Consider the following 18,303-nt stretch of genomic DNA (forward strand, 5'->3'; position numbering starts at 1 on the left):
CGGGGGCCACCGGGGCAGTCGGGTCCGGTGGCCCCCGCGGCTGGAGGTGCCGGGGCAACTTCGCCTGCCGGTTGCCGGACGGCTGGGTACACTGACCGCATGACCATCGGAGCGCACCTCACGCAGTTCGGCGGGTTTCAGGTTCAGCAGTGGAATCCCGGTGATCCGCTGGGGGACCCGGCCACCACCATTCACCGCGTCAGCGTGGAATGGGATGATCAGGAGTCCTGGGTGGAGCGGTTCCGGGCGTTCCTGAACGTGCCGGGCGTGGCCGCCACACCGGGGTTCGTGGTGGGCTGGTGGAGCACGGACGACAGCATGGAGAGCAACGCCGCGGTGGTCGAGGCGCTCGCGGCGGCGCACGCGCAGCTGCCGAACCTGCGGGTCCTGTTCATCGGGGACGTGACGTACGAGGAATCCGAGATCTCGTGGATCACGCAGTCCGACCTGTCCCCGCTGCTGGGCGCGTACCCGCACCTGACGCACCTGGGCGTGCGCGGCGGGAATGAACTGAGCCTGGGCCGGCTGCACCTGCCGCAGCTGCGCGAACTGGTGATCCAGGCCGGCGGGCTGAGCGCCGAGGTGGTCCGGCAGGTCATGACGGCCCACCTGCCCGCGCTGGAGCACCTGGAACTGTACCTGGGCACCGACGAGTACGGCGCGACGAGCAGCGTGGACGACCTGACGCCCCTGCTGGACGGCACGCTGTTCCCGCGGCTGCGGTACCTGGGCCTGAAGAACAGTGACGACCAGGATCAGATCGCGCAGGTACTGGCGGGCGCGCCGGTCACGGGCCTCATCGAGGAACTGGACGTGTCGCTGGGCGTCCTGACCGACGAGGGCGGGCAGGCGCTGCTGAGCAGCCCGCACGTGCCGCACCTGAAGAAACTGCACGCCGCACATCACTTTATGAGTGAAGCCATGGTCGCGCGTCTGGAAGCCCTGCCCACCCAGGTGGACGTCAGTGAGCGCCAGGATGACGAGGACGACTGGCGCTTCGTGGCCCTGGGTGAGTGAGGCCCGCGCCCGCCCCGCTGGCGCGCCGGACGTCCTGCTGATCGCCCCGCCGGACGGACGGCGCGCGCGGGCGTTCCAGGCGACCCTGGCGGGCCTGGGCTGGCCGCCGGCGCGGACCGTGCCCTACCTGGACCTGCTCACCGGGCGCGCGCACCTGGCCGATCTGGTGCGGCCCGGCACGGTCGTGCGCCTGGACTCGCCCGGCGAGGACCTGCCCACCGAGCGGGCCCTGATCGAGCGGGGCGGCGGGGTGCCGGGCGACCTGGCGGCCGGGGAGGTCGCCCCGATGCGCGCGTGGTACGCGGGCTTCAGCGCCCTGCTGGCGGACATTGACGCGGGGCTGGCGCAGGCCCCTCCGCACCGGCGCCTGCAGCGTAGCGACCACGTCCTGACCATGTTCGACAAGGCCGCCACGCACGCCCGCCTGCACGCGGCGGGGGTACCCGTCCCCGACGCCCTGCCGCCTGTGCAGGGCCTGGACGACCTGCTGGCCGGGGCGCGGGCGCGCGGCTGGTCGCAGGTGTTCGTGAAACTGCGCTACGGCTCCAGTGCGTCGGGCGCGCTGGCGCTGCGCTGGGCCGGGGACCGGGTCGCGGCGGTCAGCACCGTGCGCCTGGAGGGGGCGCGGCTGTTCAATTCCCGCCGCCTGATCGGGTACCGGACGTGGCCGGAGGTGCGCGCGGTCGTAGACGGCCTGGCCCCGCAGGGCCTGCACGTGGAACGCTGGCTGCCGAAAGCGGCGTGGCAGGGGTGCCCGATGGACCTGCGGGTGGTGGTGATCGGGGGGCGGGCGGAGCACGCGCTGGTGCGCCTGGGGCGCGGCCCGATCACGAACCTGCACCTGGGCAACGAGCGCGGCGACCTGGACGCCCTGAAAGCCGAGCTAGGCGCGGACCGCTGGGCCGCCGTGACCCGCGCGGCGCAGGGGGCGTTAGCGGCCTTTCCGGGCGCGCTATACGGCGGGGTGGACGTGCTGCTCACGCCCGGCTGGCGGCATGCGGCGGTGCTGGAGGTGAACGCCTTCGGGGATTACCACCGGGACGTGCTCAGCGGCGGGCTGGACACGTACGCGGCCGAGCTGCGCGCCCTGCTGGGGCACCTGCCGGGCGGGCTGGAGGCGGGGCATGCTGCGTCCGCGTGACCTGATCCCGCACGTGGACGTGGCGCTGATCACGCTGGACAGCCTGCGCTTCGACGTGGCCGCCCGCGCGCACGAGCTGGGCGAGACGCCGAACCTCTCGGCGCTGCTGCCGCCCGGTGGGTGGGAGGCGCGGCACACGCCGGGCAGCTTCACGTACGCCGCGCACCAGGCGTTCCTGGCGGGATTCCTGCCCACGCCCGCACGGCCTGGGCGGCACCCGCGGCTGTTCGCGGCGGCTTTCGAGGGCAGCCGCAGCATCGGGGAGGGCACCTTCGTCTTCCCGCAGGCCACGCTGCCCGCCGCTCTGGCCGCGCAGGGGTACCACACGGTGTGCGTGGGTGGCGTGGGCTTCTTCAACGGCCGCACCGCGCTGGGCTCGGCATTGCCGGACCTGTTCGCCGAGGCGCACTGGTCGCCCGCGCTGGGCGTGAAGCACCCGGACTCGGCGCGGGCGCAGGTGCAGGTCGCCGCGGGGGCCGTGACCCGCGCGCCGGGGCGGGTGTTCCTGCTGCTGAACGTGGCGGCCACGCACACGCCCACGCACCTCTACCTGCCGGACGCGCGGCGCGACTCGCCGGACTCGCAGCGGGCCGCGCTGCGCAGCGTGGACGCCGCCCTGCCGCCGCTGCTGGACGCCCTGCGCGCCCGGGGCCGCACGCTGCTGATCGTGTGCGCCGATCACGGCACCTGCTTCGGGGACGACGGGTACTGGGGGCACCGCCTGGCGCACCCGGCGGTGTGGACGGTGCCGTACGCGGACGGCATGCTGGAGGGGTCATGACGCCGCTGCCCCCCACCCTCCCGACGGACCTGCCGGACGCGCTGGCCCGCGGGCCGTACCAGGCCTACACGTACGCGTACCCGCACAAGACCGCGTACCGGCCCCTCGACCCGCCGGTGGCGCTGCGGGACGCCTGGGCGCACGAACGGCAGGACCACCTGTTTCTGTACCTGCACGTGCCGTTCTGCGAGATGCGCTGCGGCTTCTGCAACCTGTTCACGACCGTGAACGCCCCCCGCCCGCTGGAGGAAGCGTACCTGGACGCCGTCGAGCGGCAGGCGCGCGTGATCCGGGCCGCCCTGGGTGAAGGCGCCCACTTCGCCCGCGCGGCGCTGGGCGGCGGCACGCCCACGTTCCTGCGCGCGGGCGACCTGGAACGCGTGTTCGACCTGTTCCAGGGGACGTTCGGCGTGGACCCGCACGCGGTGCCCACCTCGGTGGAGACCTCCCCGGCGACCGCCACGCCCGAACGGCTGGCGGTGCTCGCGGCGCGCGGCGTGGACCGCGTGAGCATCGGCGTGCAGAGCTTCCTGGACAGCGAGGTGCGCAGCGTGGGCCGCGCGCAGGACGGCGCGCAGGTGCGCCGGGCGCTGGACAGCATCCGCGCCTCGGGCGTGCGGGCGCTGAACATCGACCTGATCTACGGCCTGGCGCATCAGACGCCCGACACCTGGGTGCAGTCCCTGGAGACCGCGCTGACCTGGGCGCCGGAGGAACTGTTCCTGTACCCGCTGTACGTGCGGCCCCTGACCGGCATCGGGCGGCTGGGCCGCTCCTGGGATGACGAGCGGCTGGACCTGTACCGCCTGGGCCGCGACCTTTTGAAGGGGCGCGGGTACGTGCAGACCTCCATGCGCCGCTTCCAGCGCGCGGACGCCCCGCCCGGCGACGAACCCGAGTACACCTGCCAGCTGGACGGCATGGTGGGCCTGGGCGTCGGCGCGCGCTCGTACGCGGGCGCGCTGCACTACAGCAGCGAGTACGCCGTGGGGGCGGCGGGCGTGCGGGACATCATCACGGACTTCGTGGGCCGCCCGGACGAGACCTTCGCGCTCGCCACGCACGGCTTCCACCTGAACGCCGACGAGCGGCGGCGGCGCTACCTGCTGCAGTCCCTGCTGCACGCCGCCGGGCTGGACCTCGCAGCGTACCGGGCGGCATTCGGGTCCGGCGCCCTGGCGGACTGGCCGCAACTGCACGCGCTGCTGGCTCACGGCCTGGCGGCCCGGGTGGGCGACATCCTGACCCTCACGCCCGCGGGCCTGGAGCAGTCCGACGCACTGGGGCCGTGGCTGTACTCGGCGGCCGTGAACGACCTGAGCGGAGCGTTCGAGTGGCGGTAGAGGCTGCCCGGCCCGCGCTGGAGCACCTGACGGTGCTGTACCGGGGGCCGCTGGCCAGCTGCAACTACGGCTGCCCGTACTGCCCGTTCGCCAAGCGCCGTGAGTCCCCCGATGAGCACGAGGCCGACCGGGCCGCGCTGGAACGCTTCGTGGCGTGGGTCGAGGCGCAGCCCTTCGACGTCTCGGTGCTGTTCACGCCGTGGGGGGAGGCGCTGATCTGGCCGCGCTACCAGCAGGCCATGGCGCGCCTGGGCCGCCTGAATCACGTGCGGCAGGTGGCGATCCAGACGAACCTCAGCGGCCCGCTCGGGTGGCTGGCGGACGCCGACCGCACGCGCGTGGGCCTGTGGGCCACGTACCACCCGGGCGAGGTGAGCCGCGCGCGCTTCCTGGCCCGCACCCGCGAACTGGACGCGCTGGGCGCACGCTACAGCGTGGGCGCAGTGGGCGTGCCCGCGCACCTGCCGGACCTCCAGGAGCTGCGCGGCGAACTCAGGGCCGGCACGTACCTGTGGGTGAACGCCTTTCACGACGGGCGGCCCTACACCCGCGCCGAGCGCGAGGCCCTGACCCGCATTGACCCGCTGTTCGAGGTGAACACCCGCCGCTACCGCAGCCGCGGCCTGCCCTGCGCGGCGGGCGAGACGGCCATCAGCGTCGACGGGGACGGCGTGGCGAGGCGCTGTCATTTCATCCCGGCGCCGCTGGGGAACATCTACGCGCAGGACGTGCGCGACCTGCTGGCCCCGCGGCCCTGCACGCGCGCCACCTGTCACTGCCACATCGGGTACGTGCAACTGCCGCAGCTGGACGCGCCCGCCGTGTACGGCGCCGGGCTGCTGGCCCGCGTGCCGGAAGGCCCGGCGTGGGCCGATCCGGCCGCTTACCTGGACCGGGCGCGGCAGCTGGGGCGCGCGGGCGCTACGCCTCGGTGACCGGCGCGTAGGCGGCCGGGTCGTCGAAGCCGGCCAGCCACGCGCTGCCCGCGTGCGCGGTGCGGATCGTGGGCGGCACGCGCAGCACGTACCCGCGCCCCGTCGAGGGGCACTGCACGCTCAGGGCCACGAAGGGTTCGTCGTCCGGCAGGTCAATGCGCAGCAGGCGCCGCTCCCCCCCCGCGTCGCGGTCCCGGTCGAGTTCCTGCGCGGCCACCTCGGCCAGGAAGCGCTCGTACCCGATGCGTTCCATCATCACGCGCCTCACCTCGGTGTTCCGCTCGGCCAGGATCTCCGCGCCCGTCAGGCTGTCCGGGTCGAAGGCGATCCGCTCGGTGATCTGCACGCCCCGCCAGCGCAGCGGCGTCCCGGCTGGCGCGCTCCTCAGGCCGCTTCCGGCCACGTCCAGCCACCCGCTGACCCGCAGGCCCGCCGGGAGGGCCGTCACGCCCCGGCAGCCGCTGAGGTCCAGCTGCGCGATCTGCGTGAGCCAGCCGGGCAGTTCGCGCAGGCTCAGGCAGTCCCGCAGGGTCAGGTGCCCGAAGCGCACGCGGGCCTGCCGGGGCCAGCGGCACAGGGCGTCGCAGCGGCTGAGGTTCAGGAAGCACACGTCCAGGCCCTCCGGTAGCGCCTCCAGTGACACGGCCCCCTGCACGCTGAGGGACCCGACGCTCAGGCCGGCGGGCAGCTCGGTCAGGCGCGGGCAGTCGTCCAGTGTCAGGCGGAATCGCACGCGCAGACTGGCGGGCACGCGGGTCAGGGGCAGGCCGCTGGCGATCAGTTCGCCCACGTCCAGATTCTCGGGCAGGGTGTCCAGGCCGGTGCCGCTGACGTTCAGGGTGTCGCCGCTCAGCCTGTCGGGCAGCGCGGTCAGGGTCACGCCGCTCAGGTCGAGCGTGCCGCGGAAGTGCAGCGGGCCGGGGGCGCCCCGCAGGATCAGAGCGCGGGCCTCGCTGGCGGGCACGCTGCGCACGGGTGTGGGGAGGGGCTCCGGGTGTGGGGTGATGGGGTGCCCGGGCCCGCTGAGGCTGGTGTGCACGCGCATGGCCTACCGCCTCCGAGTGATGGGCTGGCAACACCCGTTCAATCCGAGCGGAGCGAGAAGGAGCCAGGCGGATTCCGGGCGTGCAGTGGGCCACCCGTCGCTCTTCTGGGTAGTGAACGAGATAGACGGAACCCGCATCAGTCGATGACCCGGCGGATCGCCTCGGGGCTGTACTCGCGCTGCATCCACACGCGGTACGTGCCGCGCGGGAGCGGAATGGTCGCGTGTTCCTCGTGGATCAGGTCGGCCGTCTCGCTGAGGACCTGCACGAAGGTGTCGGTGCCCGCGGCGTACAGCTGCACCTGGGTAGGGTTGCGGAAGCGGTGGCTGTGGCCGGTGACTTCGCCGCGGGCAAGGACAGCGCCGGGGCGGGGGTGGGCGGCGGGCAGGGTGTCGACGCGCTGAACGAGGACGTCTCCGTGACGGTAGAGCATGATGACCTCCTGAAAAAGAATGACCTTCTTACGTAAATAGCATAACAAGTTGAGTGAACAAAGGCAACCCGACTCACCATCCGCCCCGTACAGTGACGCCATGCGCCACGACCTCACCCTTGCGGACGGCCCGTACACCCTGCGCCCCCTGACCGACGCGGACATCGCGCCGCTCATGGCCCTGGCTGCCGCGCACGAGGCCGAGTACGCCCGCATGGGCACGTTTCCCACCCAGGAGCGCTACTACACGGCCGCCCTGGACGCAGACGACCAGATGCCGTTCGTGACACTCGTGCACGGCGAGCTGGCCGGGGCGACCCGCTACATGGAGATGCGCCCCACCCAGCGCCGCCTGGAGATCGGCAGCACCTGGCTGGCCCCAGCGTTCATGCGCACGCCCGCAAACCGCACCTTCAAACGCCTGCTCCTCGACCACGCCTTCGGGACTATGGGCATGCTGCGCGTGGAGATCAAGACCGACATTCTGAACACCCGCAGCCAGCGCGCCATCGAGGGCCTGGGCGCTGTGCGCGAGGGCATCCTGCGCCAGCACATGCCCCGCCCGGACGGCACCCAGCGCGACACGGTCATGTACTCGATCATCGCCGCCGAGTGGCCGCAGGTGCGGGCCGCGCTGCTGAACCGCTAGGCGGAGGCGACCCCCAGGTGATCCGGGTGCCGCCTCCGTCCGTCTTCACGGCAGGGTGAGGGTGACCTTCCCGTCCCCGGCACTCAGGGTGTACTGCCCGGGCAGGAGCTGCCACGCGCCGGGGCCGTAGGCGTCGCCGACCCAGCTGCTCAGGCGCTCGTGGGGCACGGTGGCCTGCACGGCGCGGCTCTCGCCGGGTTTCAGCGTGGCACGCAGCACCCCGACCGGGCGCGAGGTGGCCTGGAGGGCGCCGCTGGCGGGCAGGGCGGCGCGCAGCAGGACCGTCACGGTGCCTGCCCGCTCGCCGGTGTTCGTCAGGGTGGCCTGCGCGGTCACGCCGTCCGGGGCGGGGGTGACGGTCAGGTCCCGCGCGACGCTGGTTGTGTAGTCCAGGCCGTACCCGAGCGGGTACAGCGGCAGCGGCGTCTCGCCGGCGCCCTCGGCGGGGCGGTCGCTCCAGAGGCCCACCTGGGTCAGGCTGTCCGGCCACGTGAACGGCAGGCGGCCCGGGAAGCCCGCGCGGCCGTACAGCGCGTCGGCCAGGGCGACGCCGCCCTGCGTGCCGGGCAGGTACGCCATGACCAGCCCGGCAAGGCGCGACTGCACGTCGCTGGGTAGGATCAGGGGCCGCCCGGCCATCAGGACCGCCACGACGGGTTTCCCGGTGGCGAGCAGGTCGCGCAGCAGCGTGATCTGCCCGTCCGGCAGGCTCAGCGTGGGGTTGTTCGCCTGGGATTCCGCGCCGGGCGCCTCGCCGACCGCGACGACGATCACGTCCGCGCCCTTCGCGGCGGTCAGGAGTTGCGGGCGTTTGGTTTCCGGCAGGGCGCTGACGGTCACGCCCGTCGGGGCCGACGCCTTCAGCGCGGGGGCCAGGGTGGCGACCTTCGGCACGTCCGGCACGTTGCCCTTGCCGACGCCCTGCCAGTTCACGCTCCAGCCGCCCAGCTGGATCGCGGCGCTGTCCATCGCGGGCCCGGTGACGAGCACGCGGCCTTTACGGATCGGCAGCGTGTCTGCCGGATTCTCCAGCAGCGTCAGGGTCGCCGCCGCCGCGCGCTTGGTGAGGTCGCGGTGGTCGCTCAGCACGCCGCTGCCGCTCAGTGGGGCGTCGAGCAGGCCCAGGCGGGCCTTGAAGGTCAGGACGCGCAGGGTCGCCTCGGCCAGGCGGGCCTCGCTGACCAGTCCGGTCTGCATGGCCTCTTTCAAGGCGTTCTGGTACGCTTCGACGCTGTTCGGGACCATGTACACGTCGATGCCCGCGTTCACGCTGGCCGCCGCCGCCCGCACGAGGTCGGTGTGCGTGCGGTAGGTCGTGATCAGCCGTTCGATGTCGTTCCAGTCGCTGACGAGCAGCCCCTGGAAGCCCAGTTCGCCGCGCAGCAGGTCCGTCAGCAGCGCGGGCGAGGTGTGGACGGGCACGCCGTTCACGCTGCCGCTGTTCGCCATGACGCTCAGCGCCCCGGCGCGGATGCCCGCCCGGAAGGGCGGCAGGAACACCTCGTGCAGCGCGCGGGCGCTGATCTCGGCGTTCGCGCGGTCCATGCCCAGGCTGGGCAGCCCGTACCCCGTGAAGTGCTTCAGCGTGGCCGCCACCCCACCCGACTGCAGGCCGTCCACGGCGGCCGCCACCTGATCCGCCACCAGCCACGGGGACTCCCCGAAGGTCTCGTAGAAGCGGCCCCAGCGGGGGTCACGGCCCACGTCCGCGACCGGCGCAAACGTCCAGCCCATGTTCATGGCGCGCATGTCCGCGGCGGTCGCCACGGCCACCTCGCGCGTCAGGGCCGGGTCGAACGCGGCGCCCAGGCCCAGGTTGTGCGGGTAGAGGGTCGCGGCGGGCACGTTGTTCACGCCGTGCACCGAGTCCGTCCCGAACACCGCCGGGAGGCCCTGCGGGTTGTTCGCGCGGCCCAGCGTGTCCAGGCGGCTCAGGAAGTCCGCCCAGCCGCGCGGCGTGTTCGGCTGCGGGGCATCCCCACCGCCGTTCAGCAGCGTGCCGGGCCGCAGGGCGCGGAAGGTGGCGTCCGCGTCCGCGCGCAGGGGCGCGCTGCGGCCCCCCTCGGTGAAGCGGAACACGTGCGCCATGCTGACCTGCCCGATCCGGTCGTCCAGACTCAGGCGCGGCAGGATCGCGCGGGCCTGCGCCTCGGCCGCCGCCTGACCGGTCAGGGCGCCCGCGTGCGCGGCCAGCGCGGCGGTCAGCAGCGCCAGGACGGGGCGCCTCACGCGGTATCCTCCTCGGTGTACTCGGCCCAGTGGAAGGTCGCCTCCTGCCGCTCGCCGCTCAGGTCCTGGCAGGTCAGGGCCAGGAACGTCCCGGTGAAACTCAGGCCGCCGCAGTGCTCGTCGCTCAGCAGACCCGCGCTGAACGCCGGTCCGACCGGCGTCCACGCGCCGCCCACCGCCTGATACGCGAAGCCGAAGGTGTCGCCGCTGTAGCGGACCTCCAGCCCCACGCGGCCCGTATCGCCCAGCGGGACGTCGCCTTGCAGGTGCTCGCGGTACACGCCGTTCTCGCAGCTCGTGACGTTCAGCGCGCGGCCCGCCGCCTCGTCCCGGCTGACGCGCGCGTACACCCAGTTGCGGCTGTCGTAGTACGCGCACACGCCCGCCATCTGCTGAAAATCACGCGGATCGACGCTCAGCTCGGTGCGCAGCCGCCCGTGCAGGGATTGCAGGCGGCGGCCCACCAGCGCCACGTGATGACGGCTCATCAGGGCCTCGCGGCCCGGCAGGACCAGCCCGCCCTCATCCAGGCGCACGCCCAGTTCGGCGGCAGGGGCGCGCAGGGTCAGCCACTCGGGGCGCATCGCCTCGCCCCGGAAGTCGTCGCGGGCAGGCACCTCCGGCCAGAGGTGCGGCGGCAGCGCGGGCAGCGTCGCGTGCAGCGCCGGGTGGTGTCCGCCCTGGCTCAGGTACGGCCACTCGCCCTCAGGCCAGTCCAGGCCCTGCAACGCCGTCTCGCGGCCCAGCGGGCACTCGCCGCGCGGGGTCAGGGGCCGGCCGCACAGGTGCGCCATCACCCACCTGCCGTCCGGGGTGTCGGTCAGGCTGGCGTGCCCGGACTTCTGGATGGGCAGGCCGGGATCGTCCACCGCCGTGAGCAGCGGGTTGTGCGGGTGCACCTCGTACGGCCCGAGTAGGTCGCGCGAGCGGGCCAGGGTCACGGCGTGCTCCCAGCTCGTGCCGCCCTCGGCGGTCAGCAGGTAGTACCAGCCGTCTTTCTTGTACACGTGCGGGCCTTCCGTGACTTTCAGGTGGGTGCCGGTGAAGATGGTCGTGCGCGGCCCCACCAGCCGCCCCTCGGCCGGGCTGTACTCCTGCGCCACGATCCCCGCGAAGGGGTTGCGGCCCGCGCGGTGGTCCCACAGCATGTTCAGCAGCCACTTGCGGCCGTCCCCACCCTCTGCGACGTCGTGGAAGAGGCTGGGGTCGAAGCCGCTGGAGTTCAGGTACACCGGCTCACTCCAGGGCCCCTCGATGTCGGGCGCCGTGACCAGATAGTTGTGGCTGTCCTTGAACGGCTCGGTGATGCCCCAGCTCTTCACGTCGGTGTAGATCAGGTGGAACTGCACCCCGTCGTGGCTCAGGCACGGCGCCCAGATGCCGCCCGAGTCGGCGTTCCCGCGCATATCGAGCTGCGACAGCCGCTCCAGGGGCCGCGCCGCCAGCCGCCAGTGCACCAGATCCCGCGAGTGGTAGATCGCCACGCCCGGGTACCACTGGAAGGTGCTCGTCGCCAGGTAGTAGTCCTCCCCGACGCGCAGGAGGCTGGGGTCCGGGTGGAACCCCGGCAGGACCGGGTTCGTGGCCGTCACCGTGGCGGGCGCCGTGGGGGTTCCCGCAGTGGACTGGGCCGCCGCGAGGGTATCCGTCACGCGCCGATCGCCTGCCCCGCGCGGGCCAGGAAGTCCCGGTACGTGCGCCCCGACAGTTTGGGCGTGCGCAACTGCGTGTCGAAGTTCACGTGCACGATCCCGAAGCGCTTGTCGTACCCCTCGGCCCACTCGAAGTTGTCCATCAGTGACCACGCGAAGTACCCGGCGACCTTCGCCCCGCGCGAGAGCGCTTCCTGCGTCGCCGCGAGGTGCTCGGTGAGGTACTGGGTGCGTTCCAGGTCGTTCACGTTCCCGTCCTCGTCCGCGACGTCCGGGTAGGTGCTGCCGTTCTCGGTGATGTAGATCGCGTCCGGCGCGTAGTCCTGTTGCAGGCGCACGAGCAGGTCGGTCAGGCTGTCCGGCGCGACCTCCCAGTCGAAGCCCGTGTACGCGCTGCCCTCGGGGCGGATCTGCCGGGCGTGCAGGAACCCCTCGCCGGGCGCGTCCTGCCCCACCGCGCGCGAGTACATGTTCACGCCCAGGAAGTCGGTGGGCTGCCCCATCAGTTCGGTGTCGCCGGGCAGCACCAGCCCCTGCGCCTGCGGGCTCAGGTCGCCCAGCAGGTCCACCATGTCCTGCGGGTAGCCGCGCCCGTACACCGGGTCCAGGTACCAGCGGTTCTGGAAGCCGTCCATGCGGTACGCGGCGGCGCGGTCGGCGGGCGTGTCGGTCGCGGGGTACGTGTGGTGGAGGTTCAGGGTGATGCCCGCCTGCGCGCCCGGCGCCTGACCGCGGATGGCCTGCATGGCCCGCCCGTGCCCCACGAGCAGGTGGTGCGTGGCGGCGAAACTGGCCCGCAGGTCGTGCCGGCCCGGCGCGTGAATGCCGATGCCGTAGCCCAGGTACGCCGAGCACCACGGCTCGTTCAGCGTGATGAAGTGCTTCACGCGGTCCCCGAGCGCCGCCGCGACGACCGCCGAGTACGTTCCGAAGGCCTCGGCGGTGCCGCGCACGGTCCAGCCGCCCTCGTCTTCCAGGGTCTGCGGGAGGTCCCAGTGGTACAGCGTCGCCCAGGGCGTGATGCCGCGCGTGAGCAGCCCGTCCACGAGCCGCTGGTAGAAGTCCAGGCCCGCCTGGTTCACCGCGCCGCGCCCGTGCGGCAGGATGCGTGGCCAGGAGACGCTGAAGCGGTACGCGTTCACGCCCAGGTCGCGGATCATGTCCAGGTCGCTGTCCAGGCGGTGGTAGTGGTCGCAGGCGACGTCGCCGGTGTCCCCGCCGCGCACCTTGCCGGGCGTGCGGCAGAAGGTGTCCCAGATGCTGGGGCCCTTGCCGTCCTCGCGGGGCGCACCCTCGATCTGGTAGGAACTCGTGGCGACGCCCCAGGTGAAACGGGCGGGGAAACGGGCAGGATCAGGAATGCGGTTGGTCATGGCAGAACTCCAGTGCAGGTGGGGGAGGGGAGAGATGGGGCGGGTCAGGGCGCGCGCCGGAACACGACGCGCGTGACGCTCTGGGGCGGCAGGGTCAAGGGGCGGGTGATGTTCAGGGCAGTGGGGAAGGTGCCCGCGTCCACGCCTGCCGGCGTGACGGCCTTCGCGCCGATCACCTGCCAGCCGTCCAACTGCGCGGTCAGCGGCAGGGTCCCGGCACTGGTGTTCAGGGCCAGCAGGGTCAGGCGGTCGCCGTCGGTGGCGGCGTGCAGCCACACGCGCGGGTCGTCGCCCGTCACCGGGAAGCTCTGGCCGCGCAGCTGGGCTGCCTCGCGCAGCGCGCCGTACCCGAAGCGCGGGAAGACCGCGTCGTCCAGCAGTCCGTGGTTCCCGACGCCCATCAGCGCGAAGTACGCGGGGCGGACTCCGGCCTCCAGGAAGCGCAGCGTGGCCTCGGTCGCCCACAGGCCGCCCAGTGCGTCGCTGAGGTGCCGGGCGCGGTCGGTGCGCCACGACAGTGCGAACTCGGTCACGGCCAGATTCAGTGGTCGGCCCTGCGCGGTCGGGTTGGTGGCCGGGTCGGCCCACAGGTCCCGCAGGTGCGCCACGCTGCCCGTCACGCGCTCGATGCTCGCCAGCGCGGCCTCGTCGGTCGCGCCGCCGTCGGTGGGGTACAGGTGGTACGTGATCAGATCGAAGGCGTCGGCGCACCCGCGCAGCACCTCGTCCAGAAACGCGCCCGGGTTGCTGGTGGCGGGCCCGGCAACGCGCGCCTGCGGGTCTACGGCCAGGATCGCCGCGCGCTGTGAGCGCACCGCAGCGCAGTATTTCGCGGGCGTCCAGCTGGGGTCGCTGCGGTTCGTGGCATACAGGTCGGGTTCGTTCCCAATCTCCCAGTACGCCACGCGCAGGCCCAGCTCGCGGGCGTCCCGCACGGCCTGCGCGGCGTCCCCGGGCGCGGCGCGGCCCACGCTGCCGCGCGTGAACACGCGGGTCTGCACGATCAGGTCCGGCTGGCCCAGCAGCGTCCAGTTGGTCTTCAGGGTCTGCAGCGCGGCGCGGATCAGGTCGTTCTCGTCCCCGATGTTCCCACCGGGCCAGCGCAGCAGCGCGGGCCGCAGGGCGCGCAGCTCGGGGAGCGCTTCCACGACCGGCATCCAGTTCCCCAGGTTGAAGCCCGGCCCACCCAGGGGGCGGCCTTCGCCGGGGGCGGGCGTGACGGTCACGGCCTGCCCCGCCCCGGCCAGCGCGCCCGTCAGGGCGGCCACCAGGGTCAGGGGATGCAGGGCGCGGCGCACGGAGCTCAGCACGGGGCTCAGTCCTTCACGGCGCCGCTGGTCAGGCCGCTGATCACCTGACGGCTGGCCAGCAGGAACACGATCAGCAGCGGAATGACCGTGATCACGACCAGCATCATGATCGCGCCCCAGTCGACGTTCACGTTCGTGGCCCCGCCGCCCAGGCGGCGCAGGCTCAGCGGCAGGGTCATGGTGTCGGGCTCGCTGAGTTTCATGATCAGCGCGCCCTTGAAGTTGTTCCACGCGCCCACGAACGTCACGACGCCCAGCGTGGCCAGGATCGGGCGGATCAGCGGCAGGACCACCTGACGGTAGATGCCGAACTCGGTCGCGCCGTCCATGCGGGCCGCCTCGATCAGTTCGCGCGGCAGGGCCGAGGAGATGTACTGCCGCATCAGGAAGATCCCGAAGGCGTTCGCCATGCCCGGCACCCACAGCGCGCGCGGCTGGCCCACCCAGTGCAGGACGTTGTTCATGACCAGGAAGCTGGGAATGTCCATCACCAGCGGCGGGATGAGCATGGTGCCCAGGATGAACGCGAACAGCGCGCCCTTGCCCCGGAAGTCGTACATGGCGAAGGCGTACCCGGCCAGCGAGCAGAAGAACAGCGTGGTCAGCGTGGAGATCAGCGCGATGTACAGCGAGTTCCAGAACTGCCGGGGCGCCTGCCCGTCCGTGACCTGCATCAGGCCCTGCCAGTTGCGGGCGAAGGCGTCCCCGAACCACAGGTGTGGCGGGAAGGTGAAGACCTCCGCGCTGGGGTGCGAGGCCCACACGAACATCAGGTAGAACGGCACGACCGACAGGAAGCAGGCCAGGAGCATCAGCGCCCAGATCGGCACGCGCTGCCAGGGCAGCCGGGCGCGACGGGTGGGGGCGCGTGGCGTGGCGTGCTGGGCGGGAGTAACGGTCATTTGTTGCCTCCGTCGCGAGTGAACAGGTAGTTGTTCAGCATGCTCAGCGCGAAGATCGCCAGAAACAGCAGCCAGCTCATGGCGCTGGCGTAGCCCATGTCCAGGTCGCGGAAGGCGGTGTTGAAGATGTGCATGGCGCTCGTGAGGCCCGCGCCGCCGCTGCCGCCGCCGTCGTTGAGGAGCATGAACGGTTCCTCGAACAGCTGCATGCTGCCCACGATGGTCAGGGTGAAGGCGTAGAACATCATGGGCCGCAGCAGCGGCAGCGTGATGTACCAGAATTTCTGCCACCCGTTGGCGCCGTCCACCGTGGCGGCCTCGTAGACGTCCTCGCTGATGGCCTGCAGGCCCGAGAGGTACAGCACGGTGTTCCACCCGACGTAGCGCCAGAACACGACGGCCGCGACCGAGTACGGCACCATGTTCGGGTCGCCCAGCCAGCGCACCGGGTCCAGGCCCACCAGGCCGCCCAGGTAGTTCAGGATGCCCAGCCGTTCGGAGTACAGCGTGGCGAACACGATGGCGATCGCCACGGCGTTCGTGATGTACGGCAGGAACAGGATGGTGCTGAACGCGCCCTGGAAGCGGCGCAGGCTGTGGTGGATGATGAACGCCAGCGGCAGCGCCACGAGGTGCTGCGGAATGCCGGACAGCAGCCCGATCCAGACGGTGTTCTTCAGGGATTTCCAGAACATGTCCGTGGGGCCCAGGGCCAGCTGGAAGTTCTCGAAGCCCACGAATTTCCAGTTGCCGATCCCGTCGAGCGGGCTCCACAGGTGGAAGGCCAGGAACAGGCTGAACAGCAGAGGGAACAGCCCGAACACGGCGAACAGGAGGAAAAACGGGCTGACGAACAGGTACGGCGCGAAGCGCTGCTGGAAGCGGGTGTAGCTCCAGGGCGCGCGCGGCGGGGCGGAGGTCGGGGTGCGCTGTGACATGCGGGACGTCCTTGCGTGAACGCGGGGGGCGCGCTGGCCGGCGGTGACCGGCGCGCGTCCCCCCGGGGTGCGGGGTGTTAGCGGGCGCGGCGCGCGATCTGGGCGCGGGCGTCGGCGAGCGCCTGCTTGATGTCCTTGCCCTGTTCGAGCACGTTGGTCAGTTCGGTCTGGAGGATCTGGTCGGCGACCGAGTCGTACTTGTTCACGTCGATGGGCTGGGTCTTGGCGGCGGCGTCACGCCACAGCACGCGGGCTTTCTGGCCGCCGAGGAACTCGACGGGTTCGCTGAAGGCCTTGTCCTTCTGCGCGGCGATCAGCGCGGGGAAGGCGCCGTTGTCCTGGAAGGCGGTGATCTGCGACTGCTGGTTCAGGGTCATGAACTTGATGAATTCCCAGGCCCACTGCTTGTTCTTGGCCTTGCTGGGAATGGCATAGAAGCTGCCGCCCCAGGACGCGAAGCCCTTCTCGGGGAGGTTCTGCACGCGCCACAGGCCCTTGGTGTCGGGCGCCATCCAGTTCTGCAGGGCGCCCTGCAGCCACGCGCCGCTGAACTGCGTGGCGACGGTGCCTTTCTTGAAGGCGTCGTACCACTCGTTGCTCCACTCGCCGATCTTGGCGTCCAGGCCGGCGTCGCGGACCTGCTTGGCGAGGGTCATGGCGCGCACGAAGCGGGCGTTGTCGGGCCCGACGAGGAGGTTGTTCTGCTTGTCGAAGTAGATGCCCTCGCCGGACTTGAGGTTGGTGCGGATGACGAGGTTGTACACGGAGGCGGCGGTGTTCACGAGGTACGCGCCGGTCTTCTGCTTGATCTTCTTGCCGCTGGCGATGTAGTTTTCCCAGCTGCTCTGCATGGTCAGGGGGTTCACGCCGGCCTTGTCGAGCACGTCCTTGCGGTAGAAGAAGGTGCCGGGGCCGATGTCGGTGGGCATGGCGATGAAGCGGCCGTCGCTGCCGGTGGCCTGCGCGATGGTGAAGGGCGTGAAGAGCTTCTTGTACTGCGCAGCACTGTAGGGGGCGCTGTTCAGGTTCTCGAGGCCCTGGCCCTCGGCGAACTTGCCGACGTAGCCGATCTCGATGGCCATGACGTCGGGGAGGCCCTGGCCGGTGGCGAGCGCGGTGGTCATGGCGGTGTGGTGGTCGGCGAACTGCTGGGCCTGGAGGTTGATGGTGACGTTGGGGTGCAGTTTGGTCCAGGCGGGCAGGATGGCCTTGATGGCGCTGTCCAGGCTGGGGAAGGCCGCGACGGTCAGGGTGACTTTCTCCTGGGCGTGGGCGGTGCCGAGCAGCAGGGCGGTGGCGAGGGCGAACGCAGCGGTTTGTTTCATGGTGACCTCCAGGTCGATTTGAAAGCGCTTTCAAAGTGGATACGAACGGGCGTGGCGGCAGACTCAGCCATCCGGGGTGCTCATGGCCTTCACCCCCCGTCTGGCGCGGCCTTCCGGACGCGGACGCACCGGGGGAGCCGTGGATTCACGGATGATCAGTTCAGGCTCGAAGACCTGCCGGACGACCGGCTGACCGTCGAGCAGGTTCAGCGCCTCGCGGGCCGCCGTCAGGCCGATGTCGTAGATCGCCTGCCGCACGGTCGTCAGCGGCGGCGTCATCAGCGACGAGGTGAACACGTCGTCGAAGCCCGTCAGGGACACGTCCCCGGGGACACTCACGCCGCGGCGGTACAGCGCCAGGCGCGCGCCCAGCGCCATCTGGTCGTTGGCGCACACCAGCGCCGTGAACGGCACCCCGGCATTCAGGATCGCCTCGGCGGCCTCCAGGCCACCTTCCTCGGTGTAGCGGCCCACCTGGATCAGTTCGGGGGGGACGGTCACGCCGTGCGCCCCCAGGTAGTCCAGGAAGGCCACGCGGCGTTCCATGGCGTCCTGCTGCCGCTCGGCGCCGCTGATGTACGCGAACTGGCGGTGCCCGAGGTCCAGCAGGTGCCGCGCGACCTGCTGCATGGCCTTGGTGTTGTCCAGCACGATGCAGCTGTGATCCAGGCCGCGCACGTCGCGGCCCACCGCGATCAGCGGCACCCGCCGCGCCACGTGCGTCAGGATCTGGTCGTCGAGGATGCCGCCCATCATGATCACGGCGTCCACCCGGCGGGCCAGCAGCAGGTCCAGCGCCTCCTGCTCGCGTTCGGTGCGCCACTGGCCGCTGATCACGATCGGGTGGTACGGCGTGTCGTTCAGGGCCGCCTCGATCCCGGCCAGCGCCTCGCCGTAGAAGGTGGAGTTCAGAGTGGGGGTGATCACGCCGATGGTCAGGCTGCGCCCGCCGGCCAGGGCCTGCGCCTGCGGGTTGGGGCGGTAGTTCAGGCGGGTGATGACGGATTCGACACGGGCGCGTTTTTCTGGCGTCACGTTGGCCGTGCCGTTCAGAATGCGTGACACGGTGCTGGGCGAGACGCCCGCCTCCCGCGCCACCTGCGCCAGGGTGACTGCTTCCATCATGGGTGCTCCTGCAAGTCAGGCCGGTTGCCTGCTCGGTGAAGAGAAGATTGAGATGTCCGGAGCGTACTCCTGTCTGAAAGCGCTGTCAACAGACAGCCGGGACG

At 71.6% G+C, this 18,303-nt stretch carries 16 protein-coding genes; 6 read left to right on the top strand and 10 right to left on the bottom strand.

What is annotated here, in order from left to right; all coding sequences use genetic code 11:
* The first annotated feature begins 99 nt into the window (after positions 1 to 99).
* Genes IEY63_RS11000 through IEY63_RS11020 form a run of 5 tightly spaced genes read left to right on the top strand, consistent with a single transcriptional unit; the run spans position 100 to position 5,217 of the window.
* The gene (locus tag IEY63_RS11000; protein ID WP_189069066.1) at positions 100 to 1,017 is read left to right on the top strand and encodes an STM4015 family protein; all 918 of its coding nucleotides are present in this window, start codon (positions 100 to 102) and stop codon (positions 1,015 to 1,017) included.
* Entirely contained in the window at positions 977 to 2,158 is a 1,182-nt protein-coding gene (locus IEY63_RS11005; protein WP_189069067.1) for an STM4014 family protein, read from the top strand. Before IEY63_RS11000 ends, IEY63_RS11005 begins: the two co-directional genes overlap by 41 nt.
* Positions 2,142 to 2,939: an STM4013/SEN3800 family hydrolase gene (locus tag IEY63_RS11010; RefSeq protein WP_189069068.1), complete on the top strand. Its 798-nt coding sequence runs from the start codon at positions 2,142 to 2,144 to the stop codon at positions 2,937 to 2,939. The genes IEY63_RS11005 and IEY63_RS11010 overlap by 17 nt, the downstream gene beginning before the upstream one ends.
* Positions 2,936 to 4,282 carry an STM4012 family radical SAM protein gene (locus tag IEY63_RS11015; RefSeq protein WP_189069069.1) on the top strand — a complete coding sequence of 449 codons (1,347 nt, stop codon included), beginning with the start codon at positions 2,936 to 2,938 and terminating at the stop codon, positions 4,280 to 4,282. The genes IEY63_RS11010 and IEY63_RS11015 overlap by 4 nt, the downstream gene beginning before the upstream one ends.
* Positions 4,273 to 5,217 carry an STM4011 family radical SAM protein gene (locus IEY63_RS11020; RefSeq protein WP_229784660.1) on the top strand — a complete coding sequence of 315 codons (945 nt, stop codon included), beginning with the start codon at positions 4,273 to 4,275 and terminating at the stop codon, positions 5,215 to 5,217. Before IEY63_RS11015 ends, IEY63_RS11020 begins: the two co-directional genes overlap by 10 nt.
* On the opposite strand, the gene IEY63_RS11025 is transcribed toward IEY63_RS11020, so the two are convergent.
* On the bottom strand, positions 5,204 to 6,262 hold the full coding sequence (locus tag IEY63_RS11025) for a DUF6745 domain-containing protein (RefSeq protein WP_189069070.1): 1,059 nt from the start codon (positions 6,260 to 6,262) through the stop codon (positions 5,204 to 5,206). The two genes, IEY63_RS11020 and IEY63_RS11025, sit on opposite strands and share 14 nt — an antisense overlap.
* A 137-nt stretch (positions 6,263 to 6,399) precedes the next feature.
* A complete protein-coding gene (locus IEY63_RS11030; protein WP_189069071.1) occupies positions 6,400 to 6,696 on the bottom strand; it encodes a DUF8820 family protein in 297 nt (98 codons plus the stop codon).
* Between the two features lie 100 nt (positions 6,697 to 6,796).
* On the opposite strand from IEY63_RS11030, the gene IEY63_RS11035 reads away from it, so the two are divergent.
* Positions 6,797 to 7,345 (top strand): GNAT family N-acetyltransferase, encoded by a 549-nt coding sequence (locus IEY63_RS11035; RefSeq protein WP_189069072.1) that lies wholly within the window; start codon positions 6,797 to 6,799, stop codon positions 7,343 to 7,345.
* A 45-nt stretch (positions 7,346 to 7,390) separates the two neighbouring features.
* Here the strand turns inward: IEY63_RS11035 and IEY63_RS11040 are convergent, their stop codons facing one another.
* The 8 genes from IEY63_RS11040 to IEY63_RS11075 all read right to left on the bottom strand — a co-directional run bounded on the left by IEY63_RS11040 (position 7,391) and on the right by IEY63_RS11075 (position 18,199).
* The gene (locus tag IEY63_RS11040) at positions 7,391 to 9,574 is read right to left on the bottom strand and encodes a glycoside hydrolase family 3 N-terminal domain-containing protein (RefSeq protein WP_189069073.1); all 2,184 of its coding nucleotides are present in this window, start codon (positions 9,572 to 9,574) and stop codon (positions 7,391 to 7,393) included.
* Entirely contained in the window at positions 9,571 to 11,226 is a 1,656-nt protein-coding gene (locus IEY63_RS11045; RefSeq protein WP_229784661.1) for a glycoside hydrolase family 43 protein, read from the bottom strand. The genes IEY63_RS11040 and IEY63_RS11045 overlap by 4 nt, the downstream gene beginning before the upstream one ends.
* On the bottom strand, positions 11,223 to 12,599 hold the full coding sequence (locus IEY63_RS11050; protein ID WP_189069074.1) for a GH1 family beta-glucosidase: 1,377 nt from the start codon (positions 12,597 to 12,599) through the stop codon (positions 11,223 to 11,225). Before IEY63_RS11050 ends, IEY63_RS11045 begins: the two co-directional genes overlap by 4 nt.
* 44 nt (positions 12,600 to 12,643) lie before the next feature.
* Positions 12,644 to 13,909, bottom strand: coding sequence for a hypothetical protein (locus IEY63_RS11055; protein WP_189069075.1), 1,266 nt, complete (start codon positions 13,907 to 13,909; stop codon positions 12,644 to 12,646).
* Between the two features lie 5 nt (positions 13,910 to 13,914).
* Positions 13,915 to 14,811, bottom strand: a complete 897-nt coding sequence (locus tag IEY63_RS11060) for a carbohydrate ABC transporter permease (protein ID WP_189069076.1) — start codon at positions 14,809 to 14,811, stop codon at positions 13,915 to 13,917.
* On the bottom strand, positions 14,808 to 15,749 hold the full coding sequence (locus tag IEY63_RS11065) for a carbohydrate ABC transporter permease (RefSeq protein WP_189069077.1): 942 nt from the start codon (positions 15,747 to 15,749) through the stop codon (positions 14,808 to 14,810). The genes IEY63_RS11060 and IEY63_RS11065 overlap by 4 nt, the downstream gene beginning before the upstream one ends.
* A gap of 77 nt (positions 15,750 to 15,826) precedes the next feature.
* Entirely contained in the window at positions 15,827 to 17,074 is a 1,248-nt protein-coding gene (locus tag IEY63_RS11070) for an ABC transporter substrate-binding protein (RefSeq protein WP_189069078.1), read from the bottom strand.
* Positions 17,075 to 17,137: 63 nt separating this feature from the next.
* Positions 17,138 to 18,199 (bottom strand): LacI family DNA-binding transcriptional regulator, encoded by a 1,062-nt coding sequence (locus tag IEY63_RS11075; protein ID WP_229784662.1) that lies wholly within the window; start codon positions 18,197 to 18,199, stop codon positions 17,138 to 17,140.
* Positions 18,200 to 18,303: the final 104 nt, after the last annotated feature.

This window comes from Deinococcus radiotolerans (assembly GCF_014647435.1).
GTDB lineage: Bacteria > Deinococcota > Deinococci > Deinococcales > Deinococcaceae > Deinococcus > Deinococcus radiotolerans.

What these genes read in the sequence shown, in the direction of transcription:
- IEY63_RS11000 (WP_189069066.1), top strand. Translation starts at nt 100, where the DNA reads ATGACCATCGGAGCGCACCTCACGCAGTTCGGCGGGTTTCAGGTTCAG.
- IEY63_RS11005 (WP_189069067.1), top strand. Translation starts at nt 977, where the DNA reads ATGACGAGGACGACTGGCGCTTCGTGGCCCTGGGTGAGTGAGGCCCGC.
- IEY63_RS11010 (WP_189069068.1), top strand. Translation starts at nt 2,142, where the DNA reads ATGCTGCGTCCGCGTGACCTGATCCCGCACGTGGACGTGGCGCTGATC.
- IEY63_RS11015 (WP_189069069.1), top strand. Translation starts at nt 2,936, where the DNA reads ATGACGCCGCTGCCCCCCACCCTCCCGACGGACCTGCCGGACGCGCTG.
- IEY63_RS11025 (WP_189069070.1), bottom strand. Translation starts at nt 6,262, where the DNA reads ATGCGCGTGCACACCAGCCTCAGCGGGCCCGGGCACCCCATCACCCCA.
- IEY63_RS11030 (WP_189069071.1), bottom strand. Translation starts at nt 6,696, where the DNA reads ATGCTCTACCGTCACGGAGACGTCCTCGTTCAGCGCGTCGACACCCTG.
- IEY63_RS11035 (WP_189069072.1), top strand. Translation starts at nt 6,797, where the DNA reads ATGCGCCACGACCTCACCCTTGCGGACGGCCCGTACACCCTGCGCCCC.
- IEY63_RS11050 (WP_189069074.1), bottom strand. Translation starts at nt 12,599, where the DNA reads ATGACCAACCGCATTCCTGATCCTGCCCGTTTCCCCGCCCGTTTCACC.
- IEY63_RS11060 (WP_189069076.1), bottom strand. Translation starts at nt 14,811, where the DNA reads ATGACCGTTACTCCCGCCCAGCACGCCACGCCACGCGCCCCCACCCGT.
- IEY63_RS11065 (WP_189069077.1), bottom strand. Translation starts at nt 15,749, where the DNA reads ATGTCACAGCGCACCCCGACCTCCGCCCCGCCGCGCGCGCCCTGGAGC.
- IEY63_RS11070 (WP_189069078.1), bottom strand. Translation starts at nt 17,074, where the DNA reads ATGAAACAAACCGCTGCGTTCGCCCTCGCCACCGCCCTGCTGCTCGGC.
- IEY63_RS11075 (WP_229784662.1), bottom strand. Translation starts at nt 18,199, where the DNA reads ATGATGGAAGCAGTCACCCTGGCGCAGGTGGCGCGGGAGGCGGGCGTC.